The organism is Leifsonia sp. 22587 (assembly GCF_052044215.1).
Taxonomy (GTDB): domain Bacteria; phylum Actinomycetota; class Actinomycetes; order Actinomycetales; family Microbacteriaceae; genus Leifsonia; species Leifsonia shinshuensis_C.
Genome location: NZ_JBQENB010000004.1, coordinates 316270 through 341277, shown reverse-complemented (window position 1 = coordinate 341277; position 25008 = coordinate 316270). Strand labels below are relative to the sequence as shown.

The window sequence follows — 25008 nt, the reverse complement described above, 5'->3', positions numbered from 1 at the left end:
GTGCTGCCGCATAAGCCGGCGGTGACGGCACGGCGATGCCGCACATCCTCACCCGCGAGTGACGATGTGCGGCATCCCGTGTGCTGCTGCCGACCGGCTAGTGCCCCGCGTCGCCGTGCGTGCGCGGGTTGACCGGGAGCGTCGGGGCCACCGGGTGGTCGTACGTCACCGAGCCGCTCGCGGAGCCGCCGCTCTTCTTGGCCACCACCGGAGCGAGGGCCGGGTAGGCCGGCGCCACGATCGACGCGCCTCCGCAGCTCGTGAGACCCGCCACCTCGGGCGCCAGCACCGACGTGCCTCCGACCAGGGTGACGCTGGTCGCCCCCAGGAAGAAGATGTCGTCGAGCGTGCGCTGCGGCACGCAGCCGCCGAGGGTGATGAAGAGCGGCGAAGCGCTCTTGCCCGCCCAGGCGGACGCACCGAGGGCGTCCGGGAAGTTGAGCCCGTTGGCCAGGATGACGCGGTTGCTGCTGGCGAACGCCGTCTCGACGATCTGCTGCGACGAGTCGAAGCGGTCGACGCCCGCCAGGTGCAGCACCGTGCCGAAGTGCGCGAAGTCGGCGACCAGGGAGGGCGACATGACGGCCGAGCCGCCGATGACGACGATGTGGGTCGTACCCAGGTCGTGCAGCAGCTGCGCCGTCGCCGGGTCCACCGAGGTCGCGTTCCCGTTCACCAGGAGCAGCGGTGCGTGGAGGCTGCCCGCCGCGCCGCCCGCGCTCAGCGAGTCGGGGAAGTTCAGGCCGGTGGACACGTAGACGGTGGGCGCCGAGGTGAAGCTGTGCCGGATGACCGCCTGCGACGTGCCGAACCGGTCGCCGCCGTAGACCCGCTGGACGTCGGTCGAGAGCCCGCGCAGCGTGGTGAGGACGTCGTCGCTCACCACGGCCGGTCCGCCGACCACGACGATGTGAGCAGGATGCAGCCGCGCGATCTCCGCGGAGACCGACGCGGGCAGGTAGCCGGGAGCGGTCAGGAGGAGCGGGCCGGAGTCCTGCGCGGCGGCGGGTCCGCCCGAGAGCGCGTCGGGGAACGAGATGCCGTTGGCGACGTAGACGGTGCCGACGGTCGCCGGGTCGGGGTAGGCGGCCTTCGACACCTCGACGGAGGTGGCGAACCGGTCGCTGCCGGCCGTCCGGTTCACGGTGACCACCCGGAGGGTGTAGGTCTGCGTGACGGACTCGCCGTTGCTCGGCACGGTCGCCGTCAGGTCGAAGGTGTACGAGCCGGGGGTGGTGGCCGTACCGGAGATCGTGTCGCTGTTCAGCGTCAGACCCGGCGGGAGGGACCCGTTGGTCACCGCGAAGGTCAGCGGCGACGCGTCGATCGACCAGCTCGAGATCTGCTGCGAGTAGGGCGAGCCTGTCGGGACGACGCCGGAGACGCTGCCGAGGAACGACACCGGCTCCCAAAGGCCGGTCACCGCCGCACCGGAGCCGTAGATCACGGTGTTCGTGAACACGTCGGCCACGATGTCGGTGCTGAGCACGTACGCGCCCAGGGTGCTGCTCCAGGTGCGGATGGCGCCGTTCTCGGTGTTGATGCGGAACACCTGGTTGGCGTTGCGTCCGATCACCGTCTGCGTCGTCGGGTCGATCCCGAGCGCCGAGACGCCGTGGCCGAAGCCGCTGGGCACGGCGATCGGCGAACCGAGCGCCTTGCCGGCGCCGTCCACGACCATGACGCTGTCGGAGTCCAGGGATCCGAGGTACGCCCGGTGGTGGTCCGCGTCGACGGTGAGCGCCAGCGGAGCCGCGGGGAGCGGCACCGTGCCGGTGACCGACCCGGCGGCCTCGTCCACGAGGACGACCGACGGTCCCGCGGCGTTCACGACGTAGAGAAGGCCGGCCTGCGAGTCCACGCCGATGCGGAAGGCGGTGCCGCCGACCGTGATGGCCGTGCCGAGGGCGAGCGTCGTCTCGTTCACCGGGACGACCGTGCCGAGGGTCCCCGTCGTGACGAACACCTTCCCGGTCGTGTGGTCGACGACGAGGTCGCGGGGGTTGCCGGGGATCGGGACGGAACCCGTCACGGAGTTCGTGCGCTCGTCGATCCGCGACAGGACACCGGTGGCCGGGTCCAGCGTCCACACCAGGGCACGGGTGGCGTCGGCGTCGATCTGCCGGTTGTTGGTGTTGGGGAGGCTGACCGTGTCGACGGTGCTGCCGTCCATCTCGTTCAGGATGGCGACGCCGCTGTCGATCGCGGCGAACGCCTGGGCCGTGTACGAGTCGATGGCGACATCGGTGACCGAGATGCCGATGGCGGCCGAGAACGCCACCTCGTAGGAGGCGGTGCCCGGCGTGGCGGATGCGGGGAGGCCGACGGCGGCCACTCCGGCCGCGGTCAGTGCGGCGACGGCGACGCCGGCGACGACGCGATGGCGGCGGCGCGGCGGAGCCGTCTGCGAGTGTTCGGGGATACGGACGGCGGCGGCGCGATCACGCACGGGCGGCTCACTTTCGAATGCGGCCCGCTGTGATGATGCGAGCATCCTGCTCAGTCAAAACCATCCGGCCGGTTTCGCTCTACCCCAGTACGAGGGGCACCCCGTGCGGGGCTCGCTCTCTTGCTGTGCCGGCTCTCCCGGCATTGGATGGGCCCGACGAAGGGAGATCCATGTCCACGGATCAGTATCACGAGCCCCCGAGCGAACTCAGCGCGGAGACACGGACGTTCGCACGGATGTGCGCCAGCCTCTCGGAGGAGGCGGAGGCGATCGGCTGGTACGAGCAGCGCATCGCCGTTGAGCAGGACGAGGTCGCCCGCGCGATCATGCTCGACTCGCTCGCGGAGGAGTACAAGCACTTCAGCATGGAGCTCGAGTTCCTGCTCCGGGCGAAGCCCCAGTGGCGCGAGACCGCCCAGGGCATCCTCTTCCAGGACGGCGACATCGTCCAGCACGGCGAGGAGGCCGAGGAGGCCGCCGAGGACGCACCCGCTTCGTGAGCCACGCCTGAGCAGCACGCCGTGCGCCCCTCCCGTCGGAAGGGGCGCACGGCGTGCTGGGATGCGCGCTACTTCGTGATGCCGGCGAAGAACGCGGCGCCGTTCGGCGTCCCGACTCCGGTGGCCGTGTCGTAGCCCTTCGTGCTGTGGAGGGTCTGGTTCGGCTCCTCCTGCGTGCGCAGGCTGTAGCTCAGACCGCCCGCAGCGCTCTCGCTGTCGACATAGTTGACGCGCAGCACCGACGGCAGCGGGGACTGCACGGTGGTGCCGAACATGTCGGCCTGGTCGACGTCGTAGAACGCCGAGCCTCCGGCCGAGTACGCCGCGTAGATCCGCGGGTTCAGGAACCCGAGCGGTGCGCCGGCCACCTGGTTCGCGACCGCCGCCATGCCCGCGGTGAGCGGAGCCGCGACCGACGTGCCGCCGATGCGGTACTCGTCGTAGTAGGTGCCGTTGCTGAACGCCTGGGTCTGACCGACGAGGAGGCCCGTGTTCGGATCCGCCAGCGCGCTGATGTCCGGCACCAGGCGTCCCGACGCCGCACCCACGGCCGCCGCCTGGTAGGCGGGCTGTGCGAAGATGCGGCTCACGCCACCGCCACCGCCGCCGTTGAACGTGCCGGGCAGCGGCGACGCGAAGGTGCCGTCGAGCTCGTACGGGGCGCTGGACATGTGGTCGGTCGGCGTCGGGTTGACCGCGTCGAGCCCGGTCTGCCAGCCGACCTCGAACGAGCGCTTCCAGCCGGTGTTGTTCAGCGGGGATGCCGGGTCGTCGATGGCCGCGTACGTCAGGCCCGACGGGGCGGCCGTCGGAACGACGGAGGCGGAGCTGCCGCCGACCGCCGTCACCCACGGGCTGTCGGCGTAGAAGTCCACCGTCGGCGTCCCGAACGAACCGACCTCGTCGCCGCTGTCGCCGCTGGAGACGAACACGCCGACCCCGGTCGCCGCGGCCTCGATGAAGGTGTTGTTGAGGCTGTTGATGAAGCCCTGCGGCACCGCCTCACCGGCGAACCCGTAGCTGATCGAGAGGATGCTCGCCAGGTGCTTGTCGACGATGTGGTTGACCGAGGCGTCGAAGTCCTGCCGCGCGTTCGCGGAGGCGACGTACAGCAGTTCAGCGCCCGGGGCCGTCGTGTGGATGGCCTCGGCGTCGAGCGTCTCCTCGCCGTAGTAGTCCCCCGGCACCTGCTGCGGCGTGTCCGGGTGCTTGTACACACCGGGCGCGACCAGCTGGGTGATCTTCGGAGCGGGCAGGTTGTGGAGGCTGCTGTACTTCGTCACGTCCTGGACGAGCGTGGGGCTCGCGTTGGCGCCGACGAAGGCGACGGTCTGTCCGGAGCCGTTGGCGGCGACCTGATCGAGGCCGTACAGCCCGCGCACCTGGGCGGGCGTGTAGCCGCACGGAGCGATGGGCTTCGTGCTGGTCCCGTACGCCGGGGCGTTCGGCATGGCCACCGTCTTCTCGCCGTACCAGAGCGAGCAGGGCTGCCCGGCGCGGAAACCGGCCGAGGGGGCGCCGTGGTTCTGCTTCGGGCTGTTGCCGTTGCCGTCGGTGCTCGTCGGCTGGATGAGCGACGCGCCCTGGTCGAGCCCGGCCACGCTCTCCACGATGCCGGCCAGCGACGCCGGGACGGTGACGGCCGACTCGGGTGCCCGCAGGGTGGTCCCGAACGCGCTGTACTCGCCGAGGGTGACGCCGAACGCGCTCTGCGCCTGGGCGACGGTTCCCTCGGCCGACACGTAACGGTTGTTGCTGGGGGTGTCCACGATGCTGAAGCCTGCGCTGCGCAGGAACTGCTGCACCGCCACCACGCTCGACTGGCTCGGCGCGAACTTCTGCCGGAACGCCTGCGGCGTGAGGAACTTGCGGTAGCTGGAGGAGCCGGGGGTCGAGACAGCGAGTGCGGTCTGCGCCGCGGCGGAGGCGTTCTGCCACGGGAGGTACACCCGGAGGTCGACGGTGTCGGTGGCGGGCGCGGCGGAGCGGAGCGCCTTCGCGTTCGCCCACGCCGGCTGACTGCCGGGCAGGGCACTGCGGCCTGATGCCGCAGCGGCCGGTGTCGCGGCTGCCGCGACAAACAGAAGGGCCGCGCCGGCGGTGACGGCTGCGGCCCTGAGGGTTCTCGATGTGGTGCGCACGGATGTCCTTTCATCGATGCGGGATTGCGCTAGTGGCGCAGGTCAATCCAACGCCCTCACGAGAGCCGGAACAACAATGCGGCCCCTGAGAGTCCGTACAGGAACCCTGCCGCCCGTCGCCCGCATCCGCCGAGGTGCACGTCGTTGTGCCCGACACGCCGCGCGGGTGCGCAACAAGGTGCACTTCGGCGAAGGGAGGGTTTCCGGACAGCAGAAAACCCCGGTCATGACCGGGGTTTCGACGGGATTTCTACTGCTGGGGTACCTGGACTCGAACCAAGAACAACTGAACCAGAATCAGCCGTGTTGCCAATTACACCATACCCCACTGCTTCGGACCGCGGCCCGGGCACGAGAACCAACTCTAGCCTACCCGCGGCGCGGACTACAAAACGGCGGCGCCGTCCAGCGCGAGCCCGATGAGGTCGCGGTTGACGGCCGCGGCGACGACCGCGCCGGAGCCTGCGGCGACGATCAGCTGCTGCGGTCCGGGCGCCGTCGTCTCCCCCGCCGCGTACACGCCGGGCAGCGAGGTGCGGCCCTGCGCGTCCGTGACGAGGTAGCCCTCGTCGTCGCGGTCGAGATCGAGGGCGTCGGCGAACGCCAGCGCCGGCGACCACACCGGGCGGAGGAACCCGCCGGCCCGCTCGATCACGGTTCCGTCCTCGAGACGGACGCCCGTCATGACGCCCTTCTCGCCGACGACGTCGTCGATCCGGCGACGCTCGACCCGCACGCCGAGCTGGGCGAGCGTCCGCTCCTCGTCGGCGTCGACGACCTCGGCGGCGTTCGTGAAGACGATCAGGTCGTCGGTCCACTGGGTGAGCAGCAACGCGCGCTCGGCCAGGTCGGGCGTCTCGCCGATCAGCGCGAGCGGCTGCCCGGCGGACTCGAAGCCGTCGCACTCGATGCAGCTGTGCAGCTGGGTGCCGTAGTAGGCGCGCAGGCTCGGGATGGCCGGCATCGTCTCCGTGACGCCGGTCGCGATCACCACGGTGTCCGCGACCACATCGACATCGGCGCCGCCGCGAACGCCACGGCCCGTCACCCGGAAGCCGTCGCCCTCCACGGAGACCGCGCTCACGTGGGCGAAGACCACTGAGGCGTTCTCGTAGGCGTCGACCTCCTCGCGACCGAGGCGGCGGAGCTCCAGCGGCGACACCCCGTCACGGGTGAGGAAGCCGTGCGCCAGCAGCGTCGCGGCGTGGCGCGGACGGTTGCCGTCCACCACGAGCACGCGCCGCCGCGCCCGCGCCAGGTTCAGTGCGGCCGACAGCCCTGCCGGGCCGCCGCCGATCACGACGACCTCGACCGACGCCCCCGACGCCCCCGACGCCACCGACGCCTCGGACCCCGCAGCCCCCGGCATCCCGCTCACCGCTACGCCAGCGCCGCGGACAGCCGGTCGAGCCGCACGACCGTCTCCGCCTTGCCGAGGATCTCCATGGACTCGAACAGCGGAGGCGACACCCGACGGCCGGAGATCGCCACGCGCAGCGGGCCGAACGCGACCCGCGGCTTCAGCCCGAGCCCCTCGATCAGCGCGTCGCGCAGCGCGGATTCGATCGCGTCGTGCGTCCACTCCGCCTCGGGCACCAGCTCCAGCGCGCCGAGGGAGGCCGCGAGCACCTCGCCGGCGTTCGCCGGCAGGGAGGCGCGGGCGTCGTCCTCGACGACGAGCGAGGCTGCGTCCGTGAACAGGAAGCCGAGCATCCCGGGCGTCTCGCCGAGCAGCTGCACGCGCTCCTGAACGAGCGGCGCGGCCTCGGCGAGCACGGCGTGCTGCTCGGGCGTCAGCGGCTCCTGCACGACACCGGCGGCGGCCAGGTACGGGATGGTGCGCTCGGCGAAGTCGGCGACGTCGAGCAGGCGGATGTGGTCGCCGTTGATCGACTCCGCCTTCTTCAGGTCGAAGCGCGCCGGGTTCGGGTTCACGTTCTTCACGTCGAACGCGGCGACCATCTCCTCCAGCGAGAAGACGTCGCGGTCGTGCGTGAGCGACCAGCCCAGCAGCGCCAGGTAGTTGACGAGCCCTTCGGGGATGAAGCCGCGGTCGCGGTGGTGGAACAGGTTCGACTCCGGGTCGCGCTTGGAGAGCTTCTTGTTGCCCTCCCCCATGACGTACGGCAGGTGGCCGAAGCGGGGCACGAACGTCGTCACGCCCGCGTCGATCAGCGCGTGGTACAGCGCGATCTGGCGCGGCGTAGACGACAGCAGGTCCTCGCCGCGGAGCACGTGCGTGATGCCCATCAGCGCGTCGTCGACCGGGTTCACGAAGGTGTACAGCGGATGCCCGTTCGGGCGCACGACGACGAAGTCGCTGAACGACCCCGCCTTGAACGTGATCTCGCCGCGCACCAGGTCGTCGAAGCTCAGGTCGTCGTCCGGCACCCGGAGGCGCAGCGCCGGCTGCCGGCCCTCCGCGCGGTACGCCGCCTTCTGCTCGTCGGTGAGGTCGCGCTCGAAGTTGTCGTAGCCGAGCTTCGGGTCGCGGCCGAGCGAGACGTTGCGCGCCTCGATCTCCTCGGCCGTGGCGAAGCTCTCGTAGATGTGGCCCGACTCGCGCAGCCGCTCGACGAGGTCGCGGTAGATGTCGTACCGCTGCGACTGGCGGTAGGGCCCGTCCGGGCCGCCGACGTCGATGCCCTCGTCCCAGTCGAGGCGCAGCCAGCGCAGCGCCTCGAGGATCAGCTGGTAGCTCTCCTCGCTGTCGCGGGCCGCGTCGGTGTCCTCGATGCGGAAGATCAGCTTGCCACCTGTGTGCCGGGCGTAGGCCCAGTTGAACAGGGCCGTGCGGATCAGCCCGACGTGGGGCGTTCCGGTCGGCGACGGGCAGAAGCGCACGCGCACATCGGCGCCGGTGGCTTCGGAGAACGGGTGAGCGATCGAGTCAGACATACGACTCCGATCCTACCGGTGGGGCTACTTCGGGGCGCGCACCGGATTGACCAGCGAACCGACGCCGTCGATCTCCACCTCGACCGTGTCGCCGGCCTTCATCGGGCCGATGCCCGACGGCGTCCCGGTGAGGATCACATCCCCCGGCAGCAGCGTGAACACGCTCGACGCGTAGGCGATGATCGACGGGATGTCGTGCACCATGTCCGAGATCGGCGCCTCCTGCTTCAGCTCGCCGTTGAGGCGCGTGCGCAGCACGGCGTCGGGCGCCAGATCGGTCTCGATGACCGGGCCGAGCGGGCAGAAGGTGTCGAAGCCCTTTGCGCGGGTCCACTGGCCGTCTTTCTCCTGAAGGTCGCGGGCGGTGACGTCGTTGGCGACGGTGTAGCCGAAGATGTGCTGGGCCGCGTCCTCGCGGCGCACGTTGCGGGCGATCGTGCCGATCACCACGGCCAGCTCTCCCTCGTAGTCGACGCGCGACGACTGCGGCGGGACGACGATCGGGTCGCCGAGGCCGATGACCGAGGTGTTGGGCTTCAGGAACAGCAGCGGCTCTCCCGGCGCCTCACCGCCCATCTCGGCGGCGTGCTCGCGGTAGTTCTTGCCGACGGCGACCACCTTCGACCGCGGGATGACCGGTGCGAGCAGCGAGCCGACCTTGCCGAGCGGAACGCGCTCCCCCGTGGTGTCGAAGCCGACGAACATCGGGTCCCCGGCGAGCACGACGAGGGCGTCGTCGTCGACGATGCCGTAGTCGATCGCCGGGGTGCTCTGGCCGTCGCGGGTGTGGCTGAATCGTGCGATCTTCACGCGTTCGAGCCTAGCGCCGTGACGATGCGGGTGAGCGCGGGCGTGGGGATGCCGTGGCGGTCGCCGATCCGCAGGAGCGCGCCGCCGATCGCGTCGAGCTCGTTCGGCGCGTCGGCCGCGAGGTCCTCCTGCAGGGAGGTGCGCATTCCGCCCGGGACGCTCCGCAGCGCGCGGATGAGGTCGAGCTCCGACGCCGGGACGCCCTCGGCCGCCGAGCACGCGACGACCTCGGCGACGACCGCCTCCGTGAGCTCCGGGTCCTCGCTGAGCGCCGCACCGGCGGGCTGCCGCCAGTACGAGGTCAGCAGCGCCAGCGACGCGAGCAGCCGGAACTTGGCCCACAGCACCTCGGCCTCGGTGCCGCCGACCCGGACGCTCGGCCCGGCGGCGGCGAGGGCGCCCACGGCCGCGAATCCGGCCGCCGCCTCCGGCGCCTCGATGCGGACGAACGGGCTCCGGTGGTCGATCACGGTGGTGGATGCGCGCAGCGCGGACACCGCGACGGACGCGCCCGCGACCGGGACGCCGGGCAGCGCCGCCCGCAGCGGAGCCATATGCTCGACGCCGTTGAGGAAGGACACGACCTCGGCCGGGCGTGCGGCGACGATGCCGGGCAGCACATCCTGCAGCCCGTACGCCTTGGTCGCCAGGATCACGCTCGCGCCCGCGGGCACCTCCGTCTCGGCGCGCACCGGCCGCACGGCGTCGCCGAACAGCTCGCTGCGCACCTCGATGCCGTCGCGGCGGATCGCCTCGACGGTCGCCGGGCGCCCGACGGCGACGACCTCCTCGTCCGCGCGCTGCAGCAGCCAGGCGAACAGCCCGCCGACGGCGCCCGGCCCGACGACCGCGAAGACCATCCCGCTTAAGCGTCCAGGCGGTACATCCAGTTGTGGCGGTCGCGCTGACGGCCGTACTGGATGTCGGTGAGCTCCTGACGCAGCGACATCGTCAGCTCGCCCGGAGGGGCGGTGATGTCGCCGACGGTGAAGGTGTCGGACTTCAGCTCGCCGATCGGGGTGATCACCGCGGCCGTGCCGCACGCGAACACCTCGACGATGTCGCCCGACTCGACGCCGTCGCGCCACTCGTCGATCGTCACGCGGCGGCGCTCGACGTTGTGACCGCGGTCGCGGGCCAGCTGGAGCACCGAGTCGAGGGTGATGCCCTCCAGGATGCTGTCGGAGTCGGGGGTCACCAGCGTGCCGTCCTTGCGGACGAGCACCACGTTCATCCCGCCGAGCTCCTCGATGTACTTCCCCTCGACCGAGTCGAGGAACAGCACCTGGGCGCAGCCGTGCTCGTAGGCCTCCGCCTGGGGCAGCAGGCTCGACGCGTAGTTGCCTCCGGTCTTCGCCGCGCCCGTTCCGCCCTTGCCGGCGCGCGACCAGTGGTCGGAGAGCCAGATGGACACCGGTGCGACGCCGCTCGGGAAGTACGCGCCGGCGGGGCTCGCGATCAGGTAGTACGCCACCTTGTTGGCGGGGCGCACGCCGAGGAACGCCTCCTTGGCGAACATGAACGGCCGCAGGTACAGGCTGGTCTCCGGAGCGTCCGGCACCCAGTCCCCGTCGACCGCGATGAGCTGCTTCAGCGAGTCGAGGAAGTGCTCGACCGGCAGCTCGGGGAGGGCCAGGCGGTACGCCGAACGCTGCATGCGGGCGGCGTTCGCCTCGGGGCGGAAGCCCCAGATCGAGCCGTCCTCGTGGCGGTACGCCTTGAGGCCCTCGAAGATCTCCTGCGCGTAGTGGAAGACCGCGGCGGAGGGCTCGAGCTGGATCGGACCGTACGGGGAGACCCGCGGCCGGTGCCAGCCGCCCTTGGCCGACCAGCAGATGTCGACCATGTGGTCGGTGAAGAAGTTGCCGAAGCCCGGGTTGGCGAGGATCTCCGCGCGCGCGGCGGCGTCGCGCGCCGCCTCGTTGCGGGTGACGTTCCAGAGCAGGCCGGAGGTCTCGGTGGGGCCGCTGGTGAGAGAGATGCTGGTCGAGGTCATGACAGGTCCTTTGTGCGACGGTGGATCAATTCTGCGCCACTCGGGCGGCGATGGCGTCGCCGATCTCGGCGGTCGTTCGCGCAGCGCCTGTGCGGGCGGCGAGGTCGGCGGTCACCGCGTGCTCGACCCGCTCGGCGAGCTCCGACTCGCCGAGGTGGCGGAGCAGGAGCGCGGTGGAGAGGATCGCGGCGGTGGGGTCGGCCTTCTGCTGGCCGGCGATGTCGGGGGCCGATCCGTGAACCGGCTCGAACATGCTCGGAAAGGCCCCGGCCGGGTTGATGTTGCCCGAGGCCGCCAGCCCGATGCCGCCGCTGATCGCGGCCGCGAGGTCGGTGAGGATGTCGCCGAAGAGGTTGTCCGTGACGATCACATCGAATCTAGCAGGATCCGTCACCAGGAAGATGGTCGCGGCGTCGACGTGGAGGTAGTCGACGGTCACACCGTGGTGCTCGGCGGCGACCGCATCCACGATCCGCTTCCAGAGCGAGCCGGCGAAGGTCAGCACGTTGGTCTTGTGCACGAGGGTGAGCTTCTTGCGCCGCCGCTCCGCCTGCTGGAACGCGTACCGGACCACGCGCTCGACGCCGTAGGCGGTGTTGACCGACACCTCGTTCGCGACCTCCTGCGGCGTTCCGGCCCGGATGGCCCCGCCGTTCCCGACGTACGGTCCCTCGGTGCCCTCGCGCACCACGACGAAGTCGACCTCGCCCGGGTTGGCGAGCGGGCTGGCGATCCCCGGGAAGAGCGTGGTCGGACGCAGGTTGACGTAGTGGTCGAGCGAGAAGCGGAGTTTCAGCAGCAGCCCGCGCTCGATGTTCGCCCCGGCGAGCCGAGGGTCGCCCGGCGTCCCGCCGACCGCGCCAAGGAGGATGGCGTCGTGGGTGGAGATCGCCTCGAGGTCCTCGTCCGTCAGCACGTCGCCGGTCGCGAGGTACCGGTCGGCCCCGAGCGAGAAGTGCGTCTTCTCGAACGCGAGGCCGCCGTCCGCCGTCACCGCGTCCAGCACCTTCACCGCCTCGGCGATGACCTCCGGACCGATCCCGTCACCGGGGATGACGGCGAGCTTGACGGTACGCGACATGGGACTCCTCGCTGATGGATGCGGAACCGGTAGGTACTGCCACCCTATCGCCGCGTCCCGCGTCCGCCCGCCGGCTCAGGACCGCACGTGCCGGAGCGTCACGAGCGCGATGACCGCGGCGGTGGCGACCAGCCCGATCCCGATGACCGCCGTGACGCCGACCCCGCTGTCGAAGGCGGCGCGCGCCGAGGCGAGCAGCTGCTCGGCGAGCGGCCCCGGCAGGGCGCCCGCGACCGACACGGCCCCGCCGAGGGTCTCCCCCGCCGCGTCCGCCTGCGCGGCCGTCAGGCCCTCGGGCACGACCAGTGCCGCACGATACGACGCCGTGATCAGCGTGCCGAGCGTCGCCGTGCCGAGCACCGCACCCAGCTCGTAGGCGGTCTCGGAGACCGCCGACGCCGCGCCGGCCTTCTCGACGGGCGCGGTCGAGATCACGAGCTCGTTCGAGACGGTCTCGGCCGCTCCGATCCCCGCACCGAGGAGCACGAAGGATGCGAGCAGGATGCTCCAGGGCGCCCCGCCGCCGGTGAGCGCGACCAGCAGGTACCCGCCGGCCGAGAGCGTGAGGCCGCCGGCGATCACGAACCCCGGCTGCACCCGCCGGGCCACAGGGACGACCAGCAGTCCGGAGACGATCATCGTGAGGAGCCCGGGGAGCAGCACCAGCCCGGACTGCAGCGGCGTCAGCCCGATCACGAGCTGCAGGTGCTGCGAGACGAAGAACAGGAACCCGACGAGCGAGATCACGCTGAGCAGGTTGACGATGACAGCCCCGCTGAACGCCGGCCGCGAGAAGAGCCGCATGTCGAGCATCGGCACGGGACGCCGGAGCTGGCGGCGCACGAACAGCGCACCGGATGCGATGCCCACGACGATCGCCGCCACGGAGAGCGCAGAGAACCCGTCGACCGCGAGCGTCTTGATGCCGTAGACGATCGGCGCCATCGTCAGCAGCGAGAGCACGATGCCGAGCGCATCCACGGGCCCCGGAGCCGGATCGCGCGACTCGCGCACCAGCAGCGGGGCGAGCACCAGCAGCGGGATGAGCACGGGCACCGCGAGCAGGAAGACGGAGCCCCACCAGAAGTGCTCCAGCAGCAGGCCGCCGACGATCGGGCCGAGTGCGGACCCGGCCGCGAAGCCGGCCGCCCAGATGGCGACGGCGAGCCGGCGCTGCTCCCGGTCGGAGAAGATGCTGCGAAGGAGCGACAGCGTCGACGGCATGAGCATCGCGCCGAAGACACCCAGCGCGGCGCGCGCCGCGATCAGGAGCTCGGCGCTCGGCGCGAACGCCGCCGCGGCCGAGACGGCGGCGAAGCCGGTGGCGCCGATCAGCAGCAACCGGCGGCGGCCGATCCGGTCTCCCAGGCTCCCCATCGCGACGAGGAGCCCGGCGAGGACGAGCGGGTACACGTCCACGATCCACAGCATCCCGGTCGCGCTCGGTTTCAGGGCCTCGGAGATCGACGGCAGGGCGAAGCTCAGCACCGTGTTGTCCACCGACACCAGCAGGGTGGGCAGCATCAAGACGGCCAGAGCCGCCCACGCACGACCGCCCGCGCGCGCCGGGACGTCGTGAGGCGTGACGGGACGGGTGACGGTCGAGGACATGCATTTACTGTACCGTCTGGACGGTACAGTAGTCAACGTGTCCGGGCTACCATGGCCACATGCCGAGTGACGCGCCCGCCCCCTCCCGCTCCGCACGCGACCGCATCCTCGACGCGTTCGAGGAGCTGCTCGCGGAGCAGAGCGAGCGGGCGGCCACCCTCGACGCCGTCGCCGCCCGGGCCGGGGTGTCCAAGGGCGGCCTGCTGTATCACTTCGCCTCCAAAGAGGCGCTGGTCGACGGCGTGCTCGACCGCTTCTCCGCGCTCGTCGACGAGGACGTCGAGCGGATGCGGGCCGCGGAGGCCGGGCCGGTGGACTACTTCCTCCGCACCTCCATCCCGACCGACTCCCGCTTCGAGCGTGCCGTCATCGCGGTGGCCCGCCTCGCCCAGGCGGCGGACCCTCGCGCGCGGGACGCCCTCGCCGACGCCCAGCGCGTGTGGCTGGGGGCGCTCGAAGAGTCTGTGGGCGATCCCCTCGCCGCGCGCATGGTGATGCTCATCGGCGACGGGATGTACTACAACACCGCGCTCCTGCCCGCCGCGAACACGGTGCTCCGCGACGAGACCGATGTGGACCAGCTCATCGCGCTGGTGCAGAGGTTCGCGCACCCCGTCGAGTAGCGGCTCGGGTCGCCGGTATCACTCGACGGCGGCCAGCTGCCGGGCGAGCGACCGTGCGGTCCGCTCGTCCCCGGCGGCCTCGACCGCGCGGCGCAGGTCGTGCACCGCTTCCGCCGACCGGCCGGAGAGCCGCAGCAGCTCCGCCCGGGCGGCGTACGCCTGGGCGGCGGCAGGGCCGTGGAAGAGTTCCGGATCGGCGGCCAACGCCGAGAGGGCGACCTCCGGTCCGGCGTCCGGGCTGTGCCCCAGTGCGACCACCCGGCCGAGCCGCGCGGCGGGACTCGGCCACTGCCGCACCAGGCCGTCGTAGAGCCGGACGATCGCGGGCCAGTCGGTGGCCTGCCAGGTCGGGGCGATGGCATGGAGCCCGGCTATCCCGGCCTGCAGCGCGTACCGGCCGCCTCCCGCCAGCGCCGCCGTCGCGAGTGCCTCGGCCTCCGTCATCAGCGGGACGTCCCACCGCGAACGATCGGCGTCGCGCAGCAGGGCGAACTCGTCGTCCGCGGTCAGGCGCGTGGCCTGCCGCGCCTCGGTGAACAGCAGCAGGGCGAGCAGTCCGGCGCTCTCATCCGTGCGCGCGATGCGGTGGGCGTCGCGCGCGAGGGCGACGGCGTCGGCGCGCAGGGCGCGGTCGGCGGTCAGGTGCCCCACCGTGTACAGCAGGTAGATCGTCGCCAGCGCGTCGGGCATCCGATCGGCGACATCCCGCGGGTCGTCGAGCGCGAACCGCACGCCGGCCGAGTGGATGCGCTTCTTGGCCCGCGTGAGGCGTGCGGCCATCGTCGCCTCGGGAACCAGGAACACCTCCGCGATCCGGGCCGTCGGCAGGCCGCAGACGAACCGCAGCGCCAGCTCGACGCGGGCCTCCGCCGAGAGGCCGGGATGCGCGACCAGGAGGATGAGTTCCAGCCGCTCGTCGCCGGTGAACACCATCCCCTCCCCTGCGTCGTCGGACGTCGCCCGCTCCGTGCGGGCCAGCTCGGCGGCGAGGGCGGGCGCGGCCCGGTTCGCCGTCTGCTCGCGCCGCAGGGCGTCCAGCGCGACGCGGCGTGCGACCGTCGTGATCCACGCCGCCGGGTTCGTCGGCACGCGGCCGCGGGCGGCCTCCTCCAGGGCGCGCGCGAACGCCTCCTGCACCGCGTCCTCCGCGAGCAGGAGGTCGCCGGTCGTGCGCGCGACGGCGCCGAGGATGCGCGGGGCCTCCTCGCGCCAGGCGGTTTCTAGCCGATCGACGTCGAGCCTGTCCTCGGACGCGCCAGGCTGGCCCGGGCCGCCGGGGGCGCGCTCCGCCCCGGCGCGCTCCACCGGAGCACGCGGGGGCGGGGCGGCCGGCGTCACTCAGCGCACCGCGTCCAGCACCAGCACCGGGTACAGCTCGAGCCAGCCCTGCGTCGGGCACAGCGCGGCCAGCTCGCGCGCCTGCTGCGGGCTCGCCGCCGTGAAGCTGTAGAAGCCGGTGATCACCTCGCTGGTCTCGCCGAAGGGGCCGCTCGTGTACACCGGGTCGCCGCCGCCGTTCGGCTCGATGCGGGTGGCGCGGCTGGCCTCCTGCAGGGCGCTGCTGGCGACGATGCGCTCACCGGCGGCCGCGACCGCCTCCTGGAAGGCGGCGTGACCGGCCATGCCGGCCTGCCACTGCTCGGGCGTCATCTCGTCGGGGTTCCAGTTCGGCTCGCGGATGAGCAGAACGTACTCGTCGGACATCGTGGTCTCCTCGGTTCGTAGGGATATCGACATCCCTACGACGCAAGTCAACCGCCGGAATCGACAGCCCGGAAGAAATATCTTCCGGGCCGCCTCCTCATCACGCCTCGGTGATGTCGATCTCCTGCATCAGGTCGGCGTCGATCGCCAGGCGCACCTTCTCGAGCAGGCCGTCCGGCACCCGCGAGTCGACCGTCAGCACGCTCAGCGCCTTGCCGCCGGCGGACGTCCGGGCGATCTGCATCCCCGCGATGTTGATGGCGGCCTCGCCGAACTCGCGTCCGTAGACCGCGACGATGCCGGGGCGGTCGTCGTAGACCATGACGACCAGGTGCTCGGCGACCGGCACCTCGACGTCGTAGCCGTTGATGCCGACGATCTTCTCGATCTGCTTCGGACCGGTCAGCGTGCCCGAGACGGAGATCTGCGACCCGTCGCTCAGTGCGCCCCGGAGGGTGATCAGGTTGCGGTACTCCTCGCTCACCGAGTCCGTGATGAGCCGTACCTCGATACCGCGCTGGTCGGCCAGCAGCGGCGCGTTCACGTACGACACCGTCTCGCTGACGATGTTGGTGAAGATGCCCTTCAGTGCCGCCAGCTTGAGTACGCTCACGTCGTAGTCGGCCAGCTCGCCACGCACCTCGACGTCGACGCTAGTGACCGGGCTGCTCGCGAGGCCGGAGAACACCTGGCCGAGCTTCTCCACGAGCGGGATGCCGGGACGCACGTACGGGTCGATGACGCCGCCCGCGACGTTCACGGCGTCGGGGACCAACTCGCCCGAGAGCGCCAGCCGCACCGACCGGGCGACCGAGACGCCCGCCTTCTCCTGCGCCTCGTCGGTGGAGGCGCCGAGGTGCGGCGTGACGACGACGTTGTCCAGGGCGAGCAGCGGCGAGTCCTGCGGCGGCTCGGAGACGAACACGTCGAGGCCCGCGCCCGCGATGGTGCCGGTCGTGAGGGCGCGGTACAGCGCATCCTCGTCGATCAGGCCGCCGCGCGCGACGTTCACGATGAAGGCGGTCTTCTTCATCTGGGCGAGCTGGTCGTCCGAGATCATGCCCGTCGTCTCGGGCGTCTTCGGCATGTGGATGGTGATGAAGTCCGACTGCGCGAGCAGCTCGTCCAGAGTCACCAGCTGGACGCCGAGCTGCTGCGCCCGGGCGCTGGTCACGTAGGGGTCGTAGGCGACCACGTTCGTGCCGAAGGCCTGCAGGCGCGCGGTGATCAGCGCGCCGATGCGGCCGAGCCCGATGATGCCGATCGTCTTCTCGTACAGCTCGACGCCGGTGTACTTGGAGCGCTTCCACTGACCCTGCGCCAGCGCGCTGTGGGCGGCCGGGATGTGGCGGGCGAGGCTCAGGATGTGGCCGACGGTGAGCTCCGCGGCCGAGATGATGTTCGAGGTCGGAGCGTTCACGACCATCACGCCCGCGCTCGTGGCGGTCTTGATGTCGACGTTGTCGAGGCCGACACCGGCACGGGCGATGACCTTCAGGGCCTTGGCGGCGCCGATGACCTCGGCGTCGACCTTGGTGGCCGAGCGCACCAGGATGGCGTCGGCGTCGGACACCGCGTCGAGCAGAGCCGGCCGGTCGGTCCCGTCCACCGAGCGGATCTCGAAGTCGGGCCCGAGGGCGTCGACGGTGGCGGGCGAGAGTTCTTCGGCGATCAGGACGACCGGCTTTGTCACGTGGCAGTTCCTTCGAGGTGCGAGGGCTGGCTTGGGAAGAAGTGCGCCACGGTCGGTGGGGCGCGGAACGGCTTAACTCTAGCGGTCGGCCATCGGCGCCTTTCGCCGCGTTACGCCGGGTGTGGGTGCTCTCCGGAGCTGCTTGCGGGAGAGGATGGGGCGGTGACCCTTTTCGAGACAGCGCAGCTCATCGTCCGCATCCTGCTCGCGGCGGTGTTCGTCGCGATGGGCGCGCTGCACTTCGTCCCGGGACCGGCACGTGGGATGGCGGCGATGATCCCGCCGGCCCTGCGGATCGTCTCCCCGCGCACCCTGGTCGCCGTGACCGGGCTGTGCGAGATCGCGGGCGGGATCGGGCTGCTGGTGCCCGCCGCACGGGTGGCCGCGGCGATCTGCCTCGCGGTGTTCCTGGTCGCGGTCTTCCCGGCGAACGCCTACGCCGCCGGCAAGACGGATCGGTTCGGCGTCTTCGCGACGCCGCTCGTGCCCCGCGCGATCCTGCAGGTCGTGCTGATAGCGGCCTGCCTGTTCTGCGCGATCTGACGGATGCGCGCAGCGGCCGTCAGCGCGGGTCGCGGGCCGTCAGCGCGGGTCGCGGGCCGTCTCGACCGCCGCGGCGACGACCGCCGGGTCGGTGATGTCGTAGGCCGCCTCTCCCCCGCCCGGCCCGCTCGGGCCGCCGGTCACGGTCGTCCGGGCGGACAGGTGCACCGCCGCCACCCCGGAGGCCGCCAGCGACGCGATGTCGTCGACACGCACTCCGCCTCCGGCCATCACCTGCAGCCGCCCGGCGGCCTGGCCGACGAGTTTCCGGAGACTCGGGATGCCGTCCACGCTGCGCGCGGCGCCGCCCGAGGTGAGCACGCGGTCGACGCCGAGGTCGGCGAGCTCCTCGACGGCCGTCAGCGGGTCGGCCACCACATCCAGCGCGCGGTGGAAAGTGACGTCGAGCCCTTCGGCCGCGTCGACGAACCGGCGGACCGCTTCGCCGTCGACGGTGCCGCGCTCGTCGAGCGCGCCGATGACGACGCCGCCGGCGCCCGCCTCGCGGGCGAACCGGATGTCGGCGACCGTGATCGCCACCTCGTCCGCGTCGTAGAGGAACCCGCCGCCGCGCGGGCGGACCAGCACGTGCACGAAACTCTCGCGCCCGCGTCGCCGGGCCACCTCCACCGCGGCCCGCACCAGGCCGCCGGACGGCGTGAGGCCGCCCATCGCGAGCGCGGTGCACAGCTCGACCCGGTCGGCGCCCTCCGCGAGGGCGACGCGCACGCCGGCGATGTCCTGGACGGCGATCTCGACGGCGATGCCCATCGCTGCTCCTCACGCAGAAGGGTGCCNGCGTGCGGCACCCTGAGACTACTGGGCGGGACCCGGCGGCCGAGACCGCGGATCCTCCCGGGAGATCGCTGCGATCAGCGGGCGACCTCGCCGTCCACGTAGTCGTCGTCGTTGGAGGCGTTCCACGCGAAGAGCTTGCGCAGCTCGCGGCCGGTGGCCTCGATGGGGTGCTGCTCGCCCTTCTTGCGGAGCTCCAGGAACTCGGGAGCGCCCGCGTCCTGGTCGGCGATGAAGCGCTTGGCGAAGGTGCCGTCCTGGATGTCGGACAGCACGGCCTTCATGTTCTCCTTCACGTGCGGGTCGATGACGCGCGGGCCGGAGACGTAGTCGCCGTACTCGGCGGTGTCCGAGACGCTCCAGCGCTGCTTGGCGATGCCGCCCTCCCACATCAGGTCCACGATGAGCTTCAGCTCGTGCAGCACCTCGAAGTAGGCGACCTGCGGCTGGTAGCCGGCCTCGGTGAGGGTCTCGAACCCGTACTGGACGAGCTGCGAGACGCCGCCGCACAGCACGGCCTGCTCGCCGAACAGGTCGGTCTCGGTCTCCTCGGTGAAGGTGGTCTTGATGCCGCCGGCACGGAGGCCGCCGATCGCCTTGGCGTAGGAGAGGACCAGCGGCCAGGCGTTGCCGGACGCGTCCTTCTCCACGGCGACGATCACGGGGACGCCACGGCCGGCCTCGTACTCGCGGCGCACCGTGTGGCCCGGGCCCTTGGGCGCGACCATGATGACGTCGACGCCCTCGGGCGCCTCGATGTAGCCGAAGCGGATGTTGAAGCCGTGGCCGAAGACGAGGGCGTTGCCCTCCTGCAGGTTGTCCTTGATGTCGTCGGCGTACAGGTGACGCTGCACCTGGTCCGGCGCCAGGATGACGATGACGTCGGCCCACGCGGCGGCGTCGGAGGCGCTCAGGACGCGGAAGCCCGCCTCCTCGGCCTTGGGCTTCGACTTCGAGCCCTCCTTGAGGCCGATGACGACCTCGACGCCCGAGTCGCGGAGGTTCTGCGCGTGCGCGTGACCCTGCGAGCCGTAGCCGATGACGGCGACCTTCTTGCCCTGGATGATCGACAGGTCCGCGTCGTTGTCGTAGTAGATCTCAGCCACTTGGTGCTTCTCCTTGCTGGTTCGGTTCGTACGTGCTTAGTTCGTTCGTCGCCCGGAGGGCGACTCAGTTCTTGAAGACGCGCTCGGTGATGGACTTGCCGCCGCGGCCGATCGCGAGCAGGCCCGACTGGGCCATCTCCTTGATCCCGTAGGGCTCGAGCACCTTGAGCAGCGCCTGCGTCTTGCCGCTGTCGCCGGTGACCTCGATGACGAGGGCGTCCGTCGCCACATCGACGACGCGGGCTCGGAAGAGGTTCACGGCCTCCAGCACCTGTGACCGCGTGGAGTTGTCCACCCGCACCTTGATCAGCAGGTGCTCGCGCTGGACGGACTGCGACGGCTCGAGCTCGACGATCTTGATCACGTTGATGAGCTTGTTGAGCTGCTTCGTCACCTGCTCGAGCGGCAGGTCCTCCACATCCACGACGACCGTGATGCGCGAGAGGCCGTCGACCTCGCTCGTGCCCACCGCGAGAGAGTGAATGTTGAACCCGCGCCGGGCGAACAGCCCCGCGACACGGGTCAGCAGACCGGGCTTGTCCTCCACCAGGAGGCTCAGAACGTGCGTGCTCATGGGTCACTCCCCTCCGAAGGACGGACTGTGGTCGCGGGCGTACTGCACGTAGCTGTTGCTGACGCCCTGCGGCACCATCGGCCACACCATCGCGTCGGCGCTCACCACGAAGTCGATCACCACGGGGCGGTCGTTGGTCTCGAGCGCGAGCTTGATCGCGGCGTCGACCTCCTCCTCCTTCGTGACGCGGATGCCGAGCGCACCGTACGCCTCAGCGAGCTTCACGAAGTCGGGCACCCGCACGGTGTCGTGGCCCGTGTTGAGGTCGGTGTTCGAGTAGCGGCCGTCGTAGAACAGCGTCTGCCACTGCCGCACCATCCCGAGCGACGAGTTGTTGATGATCGCCACCTTGATCGGGATGTTGTTGATCGTGCAGGTCGCGAGCTCCTGGTTGGTCATCTGGAAGCAGCCGTCGCCGTCGATCGACCACACCACGCGCTCGGGCTGGGCGACCTTGGCGCCCATCGCCGCCGGCACGGAGTAGCCCATCGTCCCGGCTCCGCCCGAGTTCAGCCACGAGTTGGGACGCTCGTACTTGATGAACTGCGCGGCCCACATCTGGTGCTGGCCGACGCCCGCCGTATAGATGCCCTCGGGCCCGGTCAGCTCGCCGATCCGCTGGATGACGTACTGCGGTGCCAGCAGGCCGTCGCTGGTGGGCGTGTACCCGAGCGGGAACTCCTCGCGGAGGCCGTTCAGGTAGGTCCACCACTCGATGATGTCGGGCTTCTGGGTGCGGGTGGCGTCCTGGAACGCGGCGGTCAGATCGACGATGACATCCTTGGCATCGCCGACGATGGGGACGTCGGCGGTGCGGATCTTGGAGATCTCTGCCGGGTCGACGTCGACGTGCACGATCTTCGCGTTCGGCGCGAACAGCGAGGTGTTGCCGGTCACCCGGTCGTCGAACCGCGCGCCGAGCGACACGATGAGGTCCGACTCCTGGAGCGAGAGCACCGCGGGCACCGTCCCGTGCATCCCGGGCATGCCGAGGTGCTGCTTGTGGGTGTCCGGGAAGGCGCCGCGCGCCGTCAGCGTGGTGACCACGGGCGCGCCGGTGATCTCCGCGAGCTCGAACAGCTCCTGCGACGCGCGGGCGCGGATCACTCCGCCGCCGACGTAGAGCACCGGCTTCTTCGCCTCGGCGAGCAGCTGGGCCGCGGCCAGCACCTGCTTGCCGTGCGCCTTGGTGATCGGCCGGTAGCCCGGCAGGTCGACCTTCGGCGGCCAGTTGAACGGAGCGGAGTTCTGCTGCGCGTCCTTGGTGATGTCGACGAGCACGGGGCCCGGGCGGCCGGTCCCGGCGATGTGGTACGCCGCCGCGATCGTGGCCGGGATGTCCTCGACGTCCTTCACCAGGAACGAGTGCTTGGTGATCGGCATGGTGATGCCGACGATGTCGGCCTCCTGGAACGCGTCCGTGCCCATCAGCGTGGAGAACACCTGGCCGGTGATGAACACGACGGGGACGGAGTCCATGTGCGCGTCCATGATGGCGGTGACCAGGTTGGTCGCGCCCGGTCCTGAGGTGGCCATCGCGACGCCGACCTTGTTGGCCGCGACCGCGTAGCCCTCGGCCGCGTGGCCGCCGCCCTGCTCGTGGCGGACCAGCACGTGGCGGATCCGGGTCGAGTCCATGATGGCGTCGTAGATGGGGAGGATGGCGCCGCCGGGCAGGCCGAAGACGTCGGTGACGCCGAGAAGCTCGAGCGTGCGGACGACCGACTGCGAGCCGGTCAGGATCTCGGGCGACGCCTTGCCCGGCGTCGCGGACGGCAACACAGTACTGGGGGTTGCATCCGTGGACATGCCTGTATCAGTCCCTTACGTGCGAATAGAGATGGATGGTGCTGGCGCGGGGCCCTCTCACCCGGTGACGGCTCCTTCTGCTGCGGAGCGCACGAGCTTGGAGAACTTCGCGAGAACGCCACGGGTATAGCGCGGAGGAAGAGGCGCCCAGCCTTCACGGCGGGCGGTCAGCTCTGACTCGTCGACAAGTAGGTCGAGGGAGCGAGCCGCGATATCGACCCGTATCAGATCACCATCGCGCACGAAGGCGATGGGACCAGCGTCCACCGCTTCGGGTGCTATGTGGCCGATGCACAGGCCGGTTGTGCCGCCTGAGAATCGTCCGTCCGTCAATAGTAGTACATCCTTGCCGAGCCCTGCGCCCTTGATGGCGGCGGTGATGGCGAGCATCTCGCGCATCCCCGGGCCGCCCTTGGGGCCCTCGTAGCGGATGATGACCACGTCGCCGGCCTTGATGCTGCCCTCGGTGAGGGCGTCCATCGCGGCGCGCTCGCGCTCGAACACGCGGGCGGGGCCCTCGAACACCTCGGCGTCGAAGCCGGCGGTCTTGACGACGGCGCCCTCGGGGGCGAGCGAGCCCTTGAGGATGGTGATGCCGCCGGTCGGGTGGATGGGGTTGTCGAGCGAGCGCATGACCTCGCCGTCCGGTGCGGGCGGGTTGATCTCGGCCAGGTTCTCGGCCACGGTCTTGCCCGTGACGGTGAGGCAGTCGCCGTGGAGCAGGCCCGCGTCGAGCAGGGCCTTCATGACCACGGGGACGCCGCCGTGACGGTCGACGTCGTTCATGACGTACTTGCCGAACGGCTTCAGGTCGCCGATGTGCGGCACCTTGTCGCCGATGCGGTTGAAGTCGTCGATCGTGAGGTCGACCTCGGCCTCGTGCGCGATCGCGAGCAGGTGGAGCACGACGTTGGTCGAGCCGCCGAACGCCATAGCGACGGCGATCGCGTTCTCGAACGCCTCCTTGGTGAGGATGTCGCGCGCCGTGATGCCCTTCTTGAGCAGGTTGACCACGGCCTCGCCGGAGCGGTGCGCGTAGTAGTCGCGGCGGCGGTCGGCCGAGGGCGGAGCGGCGGAGCCGGGGAGGCTCATGCCGAGCGCCTCCGCGACGGACGCCATCGTGTTGGCCGTGTACATGCCGCCGCAGGCGCCCTCGCCCGGGGCGATGGCGCACTCGATGCGCTTGAGGTCTTCTTCGCTCATCTTGCCGGCCTTGCAGGCGCCGACCGCCTCGAAGGAGTCGATGATCGTGACGTCCTTCTCCGTGCCGTCGGAGAGCTTCACCCAGCCGGGTGCGATCGATCCGGCGTAGAGGAAGACGGCCGAGAGGTCGAGGCGGGCCGCGGCCATGAGCATGCCGGGGAGCGACTTGTCGCATCCCGCGAGCAGCACGGTGCCGTCGAGGCGCTCCGCCATCATGACGGTCTCGACCGAGTCGGCGATGACCTCGCGCGAGACGAGCGAGAAGTGCATCCCCTCGTGGCCCATCGAGATGCCGTCGGAGACCGAGATGGTGCCGAACTGGAGCGGGTAGCCGCCACCGGCGTGCACGCCCTCCTTCGCGCCCTGCGCGAGGCGGTCGAGCGAGAGGTTGCAGGGCGTGATCTCGTTCCAGGAGGACGCGATGCCGATCTGCGGCTTCTCCCAGTCTTCATCGCCCATTCCGACGGCGCGGAGCATCCCGCGGCTGGTGGTGGCTTCGATCCCGTCCGTGACGACGCGCGAACGCGGTTTCCAATCGACTTCTGGCATGGGTCAACTCTAGGACGTCTCGAATGCCGCTCCGACCATGTGTCCCGCGCCTGGGGAGAGCTCGTGCGACCGTCAGTCTGTGGACGAGTTCACGTGCGCCTCGCGCGCCTGCGCCAGCAGGCCCAGCAGCGTCGCGATCGCACGCTCGTCGGCGACCCGGTACTGCGCGGCGGTCTCCCCCGCGCCCACCTTGATGCCCACGTCTCCGCGCTCCGGACGCAGCACGGCGAAGCCGTCCTCGTCGGTGACGTCGTCGCCGGCGAACAGCACCGCGGTGGCCTTCGTGTACTCGCGGAGCCGCTCGACGCCGTCGCCCTTGTTCGCGCCGCGGACCGAGAACTCGATGATGTCCTTGCCGTCGCGGATGGTCAGCGCATCGCTGACGCCCGCGGCCGCCTCCCGCGCCCGGGCCACGACCGTGCGGCCCTCCGCCGGGTCGACCTGCCGGTAGTGCACGCCGAAGCCGACCGGCTTGATCTCGAGCTTGGCGCCCGGGATGCTGTCCACCAACTCCTGCAGCACACCGCCCAGGCGCTCCAGCGTCGCCTGCTCGTCGTCGGTCAGGTCGAGCGAGACGCCGTCGCGGCCGAAGCGGATCTCGACGCCGTGCGACCCGACCAGGAGCGCATCCTCGTCCGCCTCCGTCACCGTCTCGAGGCTCGTGAGCGGCCGTCCGGAGACGTACGCGACCCAGGTGCGCGGAAGGTGCTCCAGCCGGTCGAGGGCGGCCTTCGACTCCGGCAGGGCGCGGGCGCCGCGCGGCACGTCGACGAACGGGGCGAGAGTGCCGTCGAAGTCGAGCGCGAGCAGCAGCCGGTCCGCGCGGGCCAGTTCCTGCAGCGCGCCGGCCAGTGCGACGGCGGCGGCGGGCGGACGGTGGGAGGCGGTGTCGGTCATGCGTCCTTCAGAGAAGTGGTAGGAAG

21 protein-coding genes and 1 tRNA gene are annotated in these 25008 nt (G+C 71.0%); 3 read left to right on the top strand and 19 right to left on the bottom strand.

Going from position 1 to position 25008, the window contains the following annotated elements:
- Positions 1-97: 97 nt before the first annotated feature.
- A complete protein-coding gene (locus ACTJI1_RS17425) occupies positions 98-2449 on the bottom strand; it encodes a cell wall-binding repeat-containing protein (RefSeq protein WP_440743613.1) in 2352 nt (783 codons plus the stop codon).
- A 170-nt stretch (positions 2450-2619) separates the two neighbouring features.
- Here ACTJI1_RS17425 and ACTJI1_RS17420 point away from each other — a divergent pair, with 170 nt between their 5' ends.
- Entirely contained in the window at positions 2620-2949 is a 330-nt protein-coding gene (locus ACTJI1_RS17420; RefSeq protein WP_310128699.1) for a ferritin family protein, read from the top strand.
- A 68-nt stretch (positions 2950-3017) separates the two neighbouring features.
- On the opposite strand, the gene ACTJI1_RS17415 is transcribed toward ACTJI1_RS17420, so the two are convergent.
- The 9 genes from ACTJI1_RS17415 to ACTJI1_RS17375 all read right to left on the bottom strand — a co-directional run bounded on the left by ACTJI1_RS17415 (position 3018) and on the right by ACTJI1_RS17375 (position 13486).
- Positions 3018-5090: a S53 family peptidase gene (locus tag ACTJI1_RS17415; RefSeq protein ID WP_440743612.1), complete on the bottom strand. Its 2073-nt coding sequence runs from the start codon at positions 5088-5090 to the stop codon at positions 3018-3020.
- A gap of 256 nt (positions 5091-5346) precedes the next feature.
- Positions 5347-5418, bottom strand: a tRNA-Gln gene (locus tag ACTJI1_RS17410).
- 57 nt (positions 5419-5475) lie between these two features.
- On the bottom strand, positions 5476-6459 hold the full coding sequence (locus tag ACTJI1_RS17405; RefSeq protein ID WP_440743611.1) for an NAD(P)/FAD-dependent oxidoreductase: 984 nt from the start codon (positions 6457-6459) through the stop codon (positions 5476-5478).
- Between the two features lie 11 nt (positions 6460-6470).
- Complete coding sequence (gene gltX, locus ACTJI1_RS17400) at positions 6471-7988, bottom strand: glutamate--tRNA ligase (protein ID WP_440743610.1); 1518 nt, start codon at positions 7986-7988, stop codon at positions 6471-6473.
- 24 nt (positions 7989-8012) lie between these two features.
- Positions 8013-8798, bottom strand: a complete 786-nt coding sequence (locus ACTJI1_RS17395; RefSeq protein WP_310128693.1) for a fumarylacetoacetate hydrolase family protein — start codon at positions 8796-8798, stop codon at positions 8013-8015.
- Positions 8795-9658, bottom strand: coding sequence for a ketopantoate reductase family protein (locus ACTJI1_RS17390; protein WP_310128692.1), 864 nt, complete (start codon positions 9656-9658; stop codon positions 8795-8797). Before ACTJI1_RS17390 ends, ACTJI1_RS17395 begins: the two co-directional genes overlap by 4 nt.
- Positions 9659-9663: 5 nt before the next feature.
- Positions 9664-10794: a branched-chain amino acid aminotransferase gene (locus ACTJI1_RS17385; RefSeq protein ID WP_310128690.1), complete on the bottom strand. Its 1131-nt coding sequence runs from the start codon at positions 10792-10794 to the stop codon at positions 9664-9666.
- Positions 10795-10819: 25 nt separating this feature from the next.
- Positions 10820-11875, bottom strand: coding sequence for a 3-isopropylmalate dehydrogenase (locus ACTJI1_RS17380; protein ID WP_310128689.1), 1056 nt, complete (start codon positions 11873-11875; stop codon positions 10820-10822).
- A gap of 75 nt (positions 11876-11950) precedes the next feature.
- Positions 11951-13486 carry an MFS transporter gene (locus ACTJI1_RS17375; protein ID WP_440743609.1) on the bottom strand — a complete coding sequence of 512 codons (1536 nt, stop codon included), beginning with the start codon at positions 13484-13486 and terminating at the stop codon, positions 11951-11953.
- A 59-nt stretch (positions 13487-13545) separates the two neighbouring features.
- Here ACTJI1_RS17375 and ACTJI1_RS17370 point away from each other — a divergent pair, with 59 nt between their 5' ends.
- The gene (locus ACTJI1_RS17370; protein WP_440743608.1) at positions 13546-14109 is read left to right on the top strand and encodes a TetR family transcriptional regulator; all 564 of its coding nucleotides are present in this window, start codon (positions 13546-13548) and stop codon (positions 14107-14109) included.
- An 18-nt stretch (positions 14110-14127) separates the two neighbouring features.
- On the opposite strand, the gene ACTJI1_RS17365 is transcribed toward ACTJI1_RS17370, so the two are convergent.
- From ACTJI1_RS17365 to serA, 3 genes are all read right to left on the bottom strand, one after another.
- A complete protein-coding gene (locus tag ACTJI1_RS17365) occupies positions 14128-15447 on the bottom strand; it encodes an RNA polymerase sigma factor (protein WP_440743607.1) in 1320 nt (439 codons plus the stop codon).
- Complete coding sequence (locus ACTJI1_RS17360; protein WP_310128681.1) at positions 15448-15813, bottom strand: YciI family protein; 366 nt, start codon at positions 15811-15813, stop codon at positions 15448-15450.
- A gap of 100 nt (positions 15814-15913) precedes the next feature.
- Positions 15914-17506, bottom strand: a complete 1593-nt coding sequence (gene serA / locus ACTJI1_RS17355; protein WP_310128679.1) for a phosphoglycerate dehydrogenase — start codon at positions 17504-17506, stop codon at positions 15914-15916.
- A 162-nt stretch (positions 17507-17668) separates the two neighbouring features.
- Between serA and ACTJI1_RS17350 the strand changes: the two genes are divergently transcribed.
- Entirely contained in the window at positions 17669-18049 is a 381-nt protein-coding gene (locus ACTJI1_RS17350) for a DoxX family protein (RefSeq protein WP_440743606.1), read from the top strand.
- Positions 18050-18088: 39 nt separating this feature from the next.
- Here the strand turns inward: ACTJI1_RS17350 and ACTJI1_RS17345 are convergent, their stop codons facing one another.
- From ACTJI1_RS17345 to otsB, 6 genes are all read right to left on the bottom strand, one after another.
- The gene (locus ACTJI1_RS17345) at positions 18089-18820 is read right to left on the bottom strand and encodes a copper homeostasis protein CutC (protein WP_440743605.1); all 732 of its coding nucleotides are present in this window, start codon (positions 18818-18820) and stop codon (positions 18089-18091) included.
- Positions 18821-18921: 101 nt separating this feature from the next.
- On the bottom strand, positions 18922-19950 hold the full coding sequence (gene ilvC, locus ACTJI1_RS17340) for a ketol-acid reductoisomerase (protein WP_310128670.1): 1029 nt from the start codon (positions 19948-19950) through the stop codon (positions 18922-18924).
- 64 nt (positions 19951-20014) lie between these two features.
- Positions 20015-20524, bottom strand: a complete 510-nt coding sequence (gene ilvN, locus ACTJI1_RS17335; RefSeq protein ID WP_310128669.1) for an acetolactate synthase small subunit — start codon at positions 20522-20524, stop codon at positions 20015-20017.
- 3 nt (positions 20525-20527) lie between these two features.
- A complete protein-coding gene (locus tag ACTJI1_RS17330) occupies positions 20528-22333 on the bottom strand; it encodes an acetolactate synthase large subunit (protein WP_440743604.1) in 1806 nt (601 codons plus the stop codon).
- Positions 22334-22390: 57 nt separating this feature from the next.
- Positions 22391-24085, bottom strand: a complete 1695-nt coding sequence (gene ilvD, locus ACTJI1_RS17325; RefSeq protein ID WP_018190576.1) for a dihydroxy-acid dehydratase — start codon at positions 24083-24085, stop codon at positions 22391-22393.
- A gap of 72 nt (positions 24086-24157) precedes the next feature.
- Positions 24158-24982 carry a trehalose-phosphatase gene (gene otsB / locus ACTJI1_RS17320; protein WP_440743603.1) on the bottom strand — a complete coding sequence of 275 codons (825 nt, stop codon included), beginning with the start codon at positions 24980-24982 and terminating at the stop codon, positions 24158-24160.
- Positions 24983-25008: the final 26 nt, after the last annotated feature.

Excerpts from the sequence above, each read along its gene's own strand:
- ilvN (WP_310128669.1), bottom strand. The coding sequence starts at position 20,524 with ATGAGCACGCACGTTCTGAGCCTCCTGGTGGAGGACAAGCCCGGTCTG.
- ACTJI1_RS17420 (WP_310128699.1), top strand. The coding sequence starts at position 2,620 with ATGTCCACGGATCAGTATCACGAGCCCCCGAGCGAACTCAGCGCGGAG.
- ACTJI1_RS17375 (WP_440743609.1), bottom strand. The coding sequence starts at position 13,486 with ATGTCCTCGACCGTCACCCGTCCCGTCACGCCTCACGACGTCCCGGCG.
- ilvD (WP_018190576.1), bottom strand. The coding sequence starts at position 24,085 with ATGCCAGAAGTCGATTGGAAACCGCGTTCGCGCGTCGTCACGGACGGG.
- ACTJI1_RS17390 (WP_310128692.1), bottom strand. The coding sequence starts at position 9,658 with ATGGTCTTCGCGGTCGTCGGGCCGGGCGCCGTCGGCGGGCTGTTCGCC.
- otsB (WP_440743603.1), bottom strand. The coding sequence starts at position 24,982 with ATGACCGACACCGCCTCCCACCGTCCGCCCGCCGCCGCCGTCGCACTG.
- ACTJI1_RS17360 (WP_310128681.1), bottom strand. The coding sequence starts at position 15,813 with ATGTCCGACGAGTACGTTCTGCTCATCCGCGAGCCGAACTGGAACCCC.
- ACTJI1_RS17330 (WP_440743604.1), bottom strand. The coding sequence starts at position 22,333 with ATGTCCACGGATGCAACCCCCAGTACTGTGTTGCCGTCCGCGACGCCG.
- ACTJI1_RS17380 (WP_310128689.1), bottom strand. The coding sequence starts at position 11,875 with ATGTCGCGTACCGTCAAGCTCGCCGTCATCCCCGGTGACGGGATCGGT.
- ACTJI1_RS17405 (WP_440743611.1), bottom strand. The coding sequence starts at position 6,459 with ATGCCGGGGGCTGCGGGGTCCGAGGCGTCGGTGGCGTCGGGGGCGTCG.
- ACTJI1_RS17385 (WP_310128690.1), bottom strand. The coding sequence starts at position 10,794 with ATGACCTCGACCAGCATCTCTCTCACCAGCGGCCCCACCGAGACCTCC.
- gltX (WP_440743610.1), bottom strand. The coding sequence starts at position 7,988 with ATGTCTGACTCGATCGCTCACCCGTTCTCCGAAGCCACCGGCGCCGAT.
- ACTJI1_RS17345 (WP_440743605.1), bottom strand. The coding sequence starts at position 18,820 with ATGGGCATCGCCGTCGAGATCGCCGTCCAGGACATCGCCGGCGTGCGC.
- ACTJI1_RS17370 (WP_440743608.1), top strand. The coding sequence starts at position 13,546 with ATGCCGAGTGACGCGCCCGCCCCCTCCCGCTCCGCACGCGACCGCATC.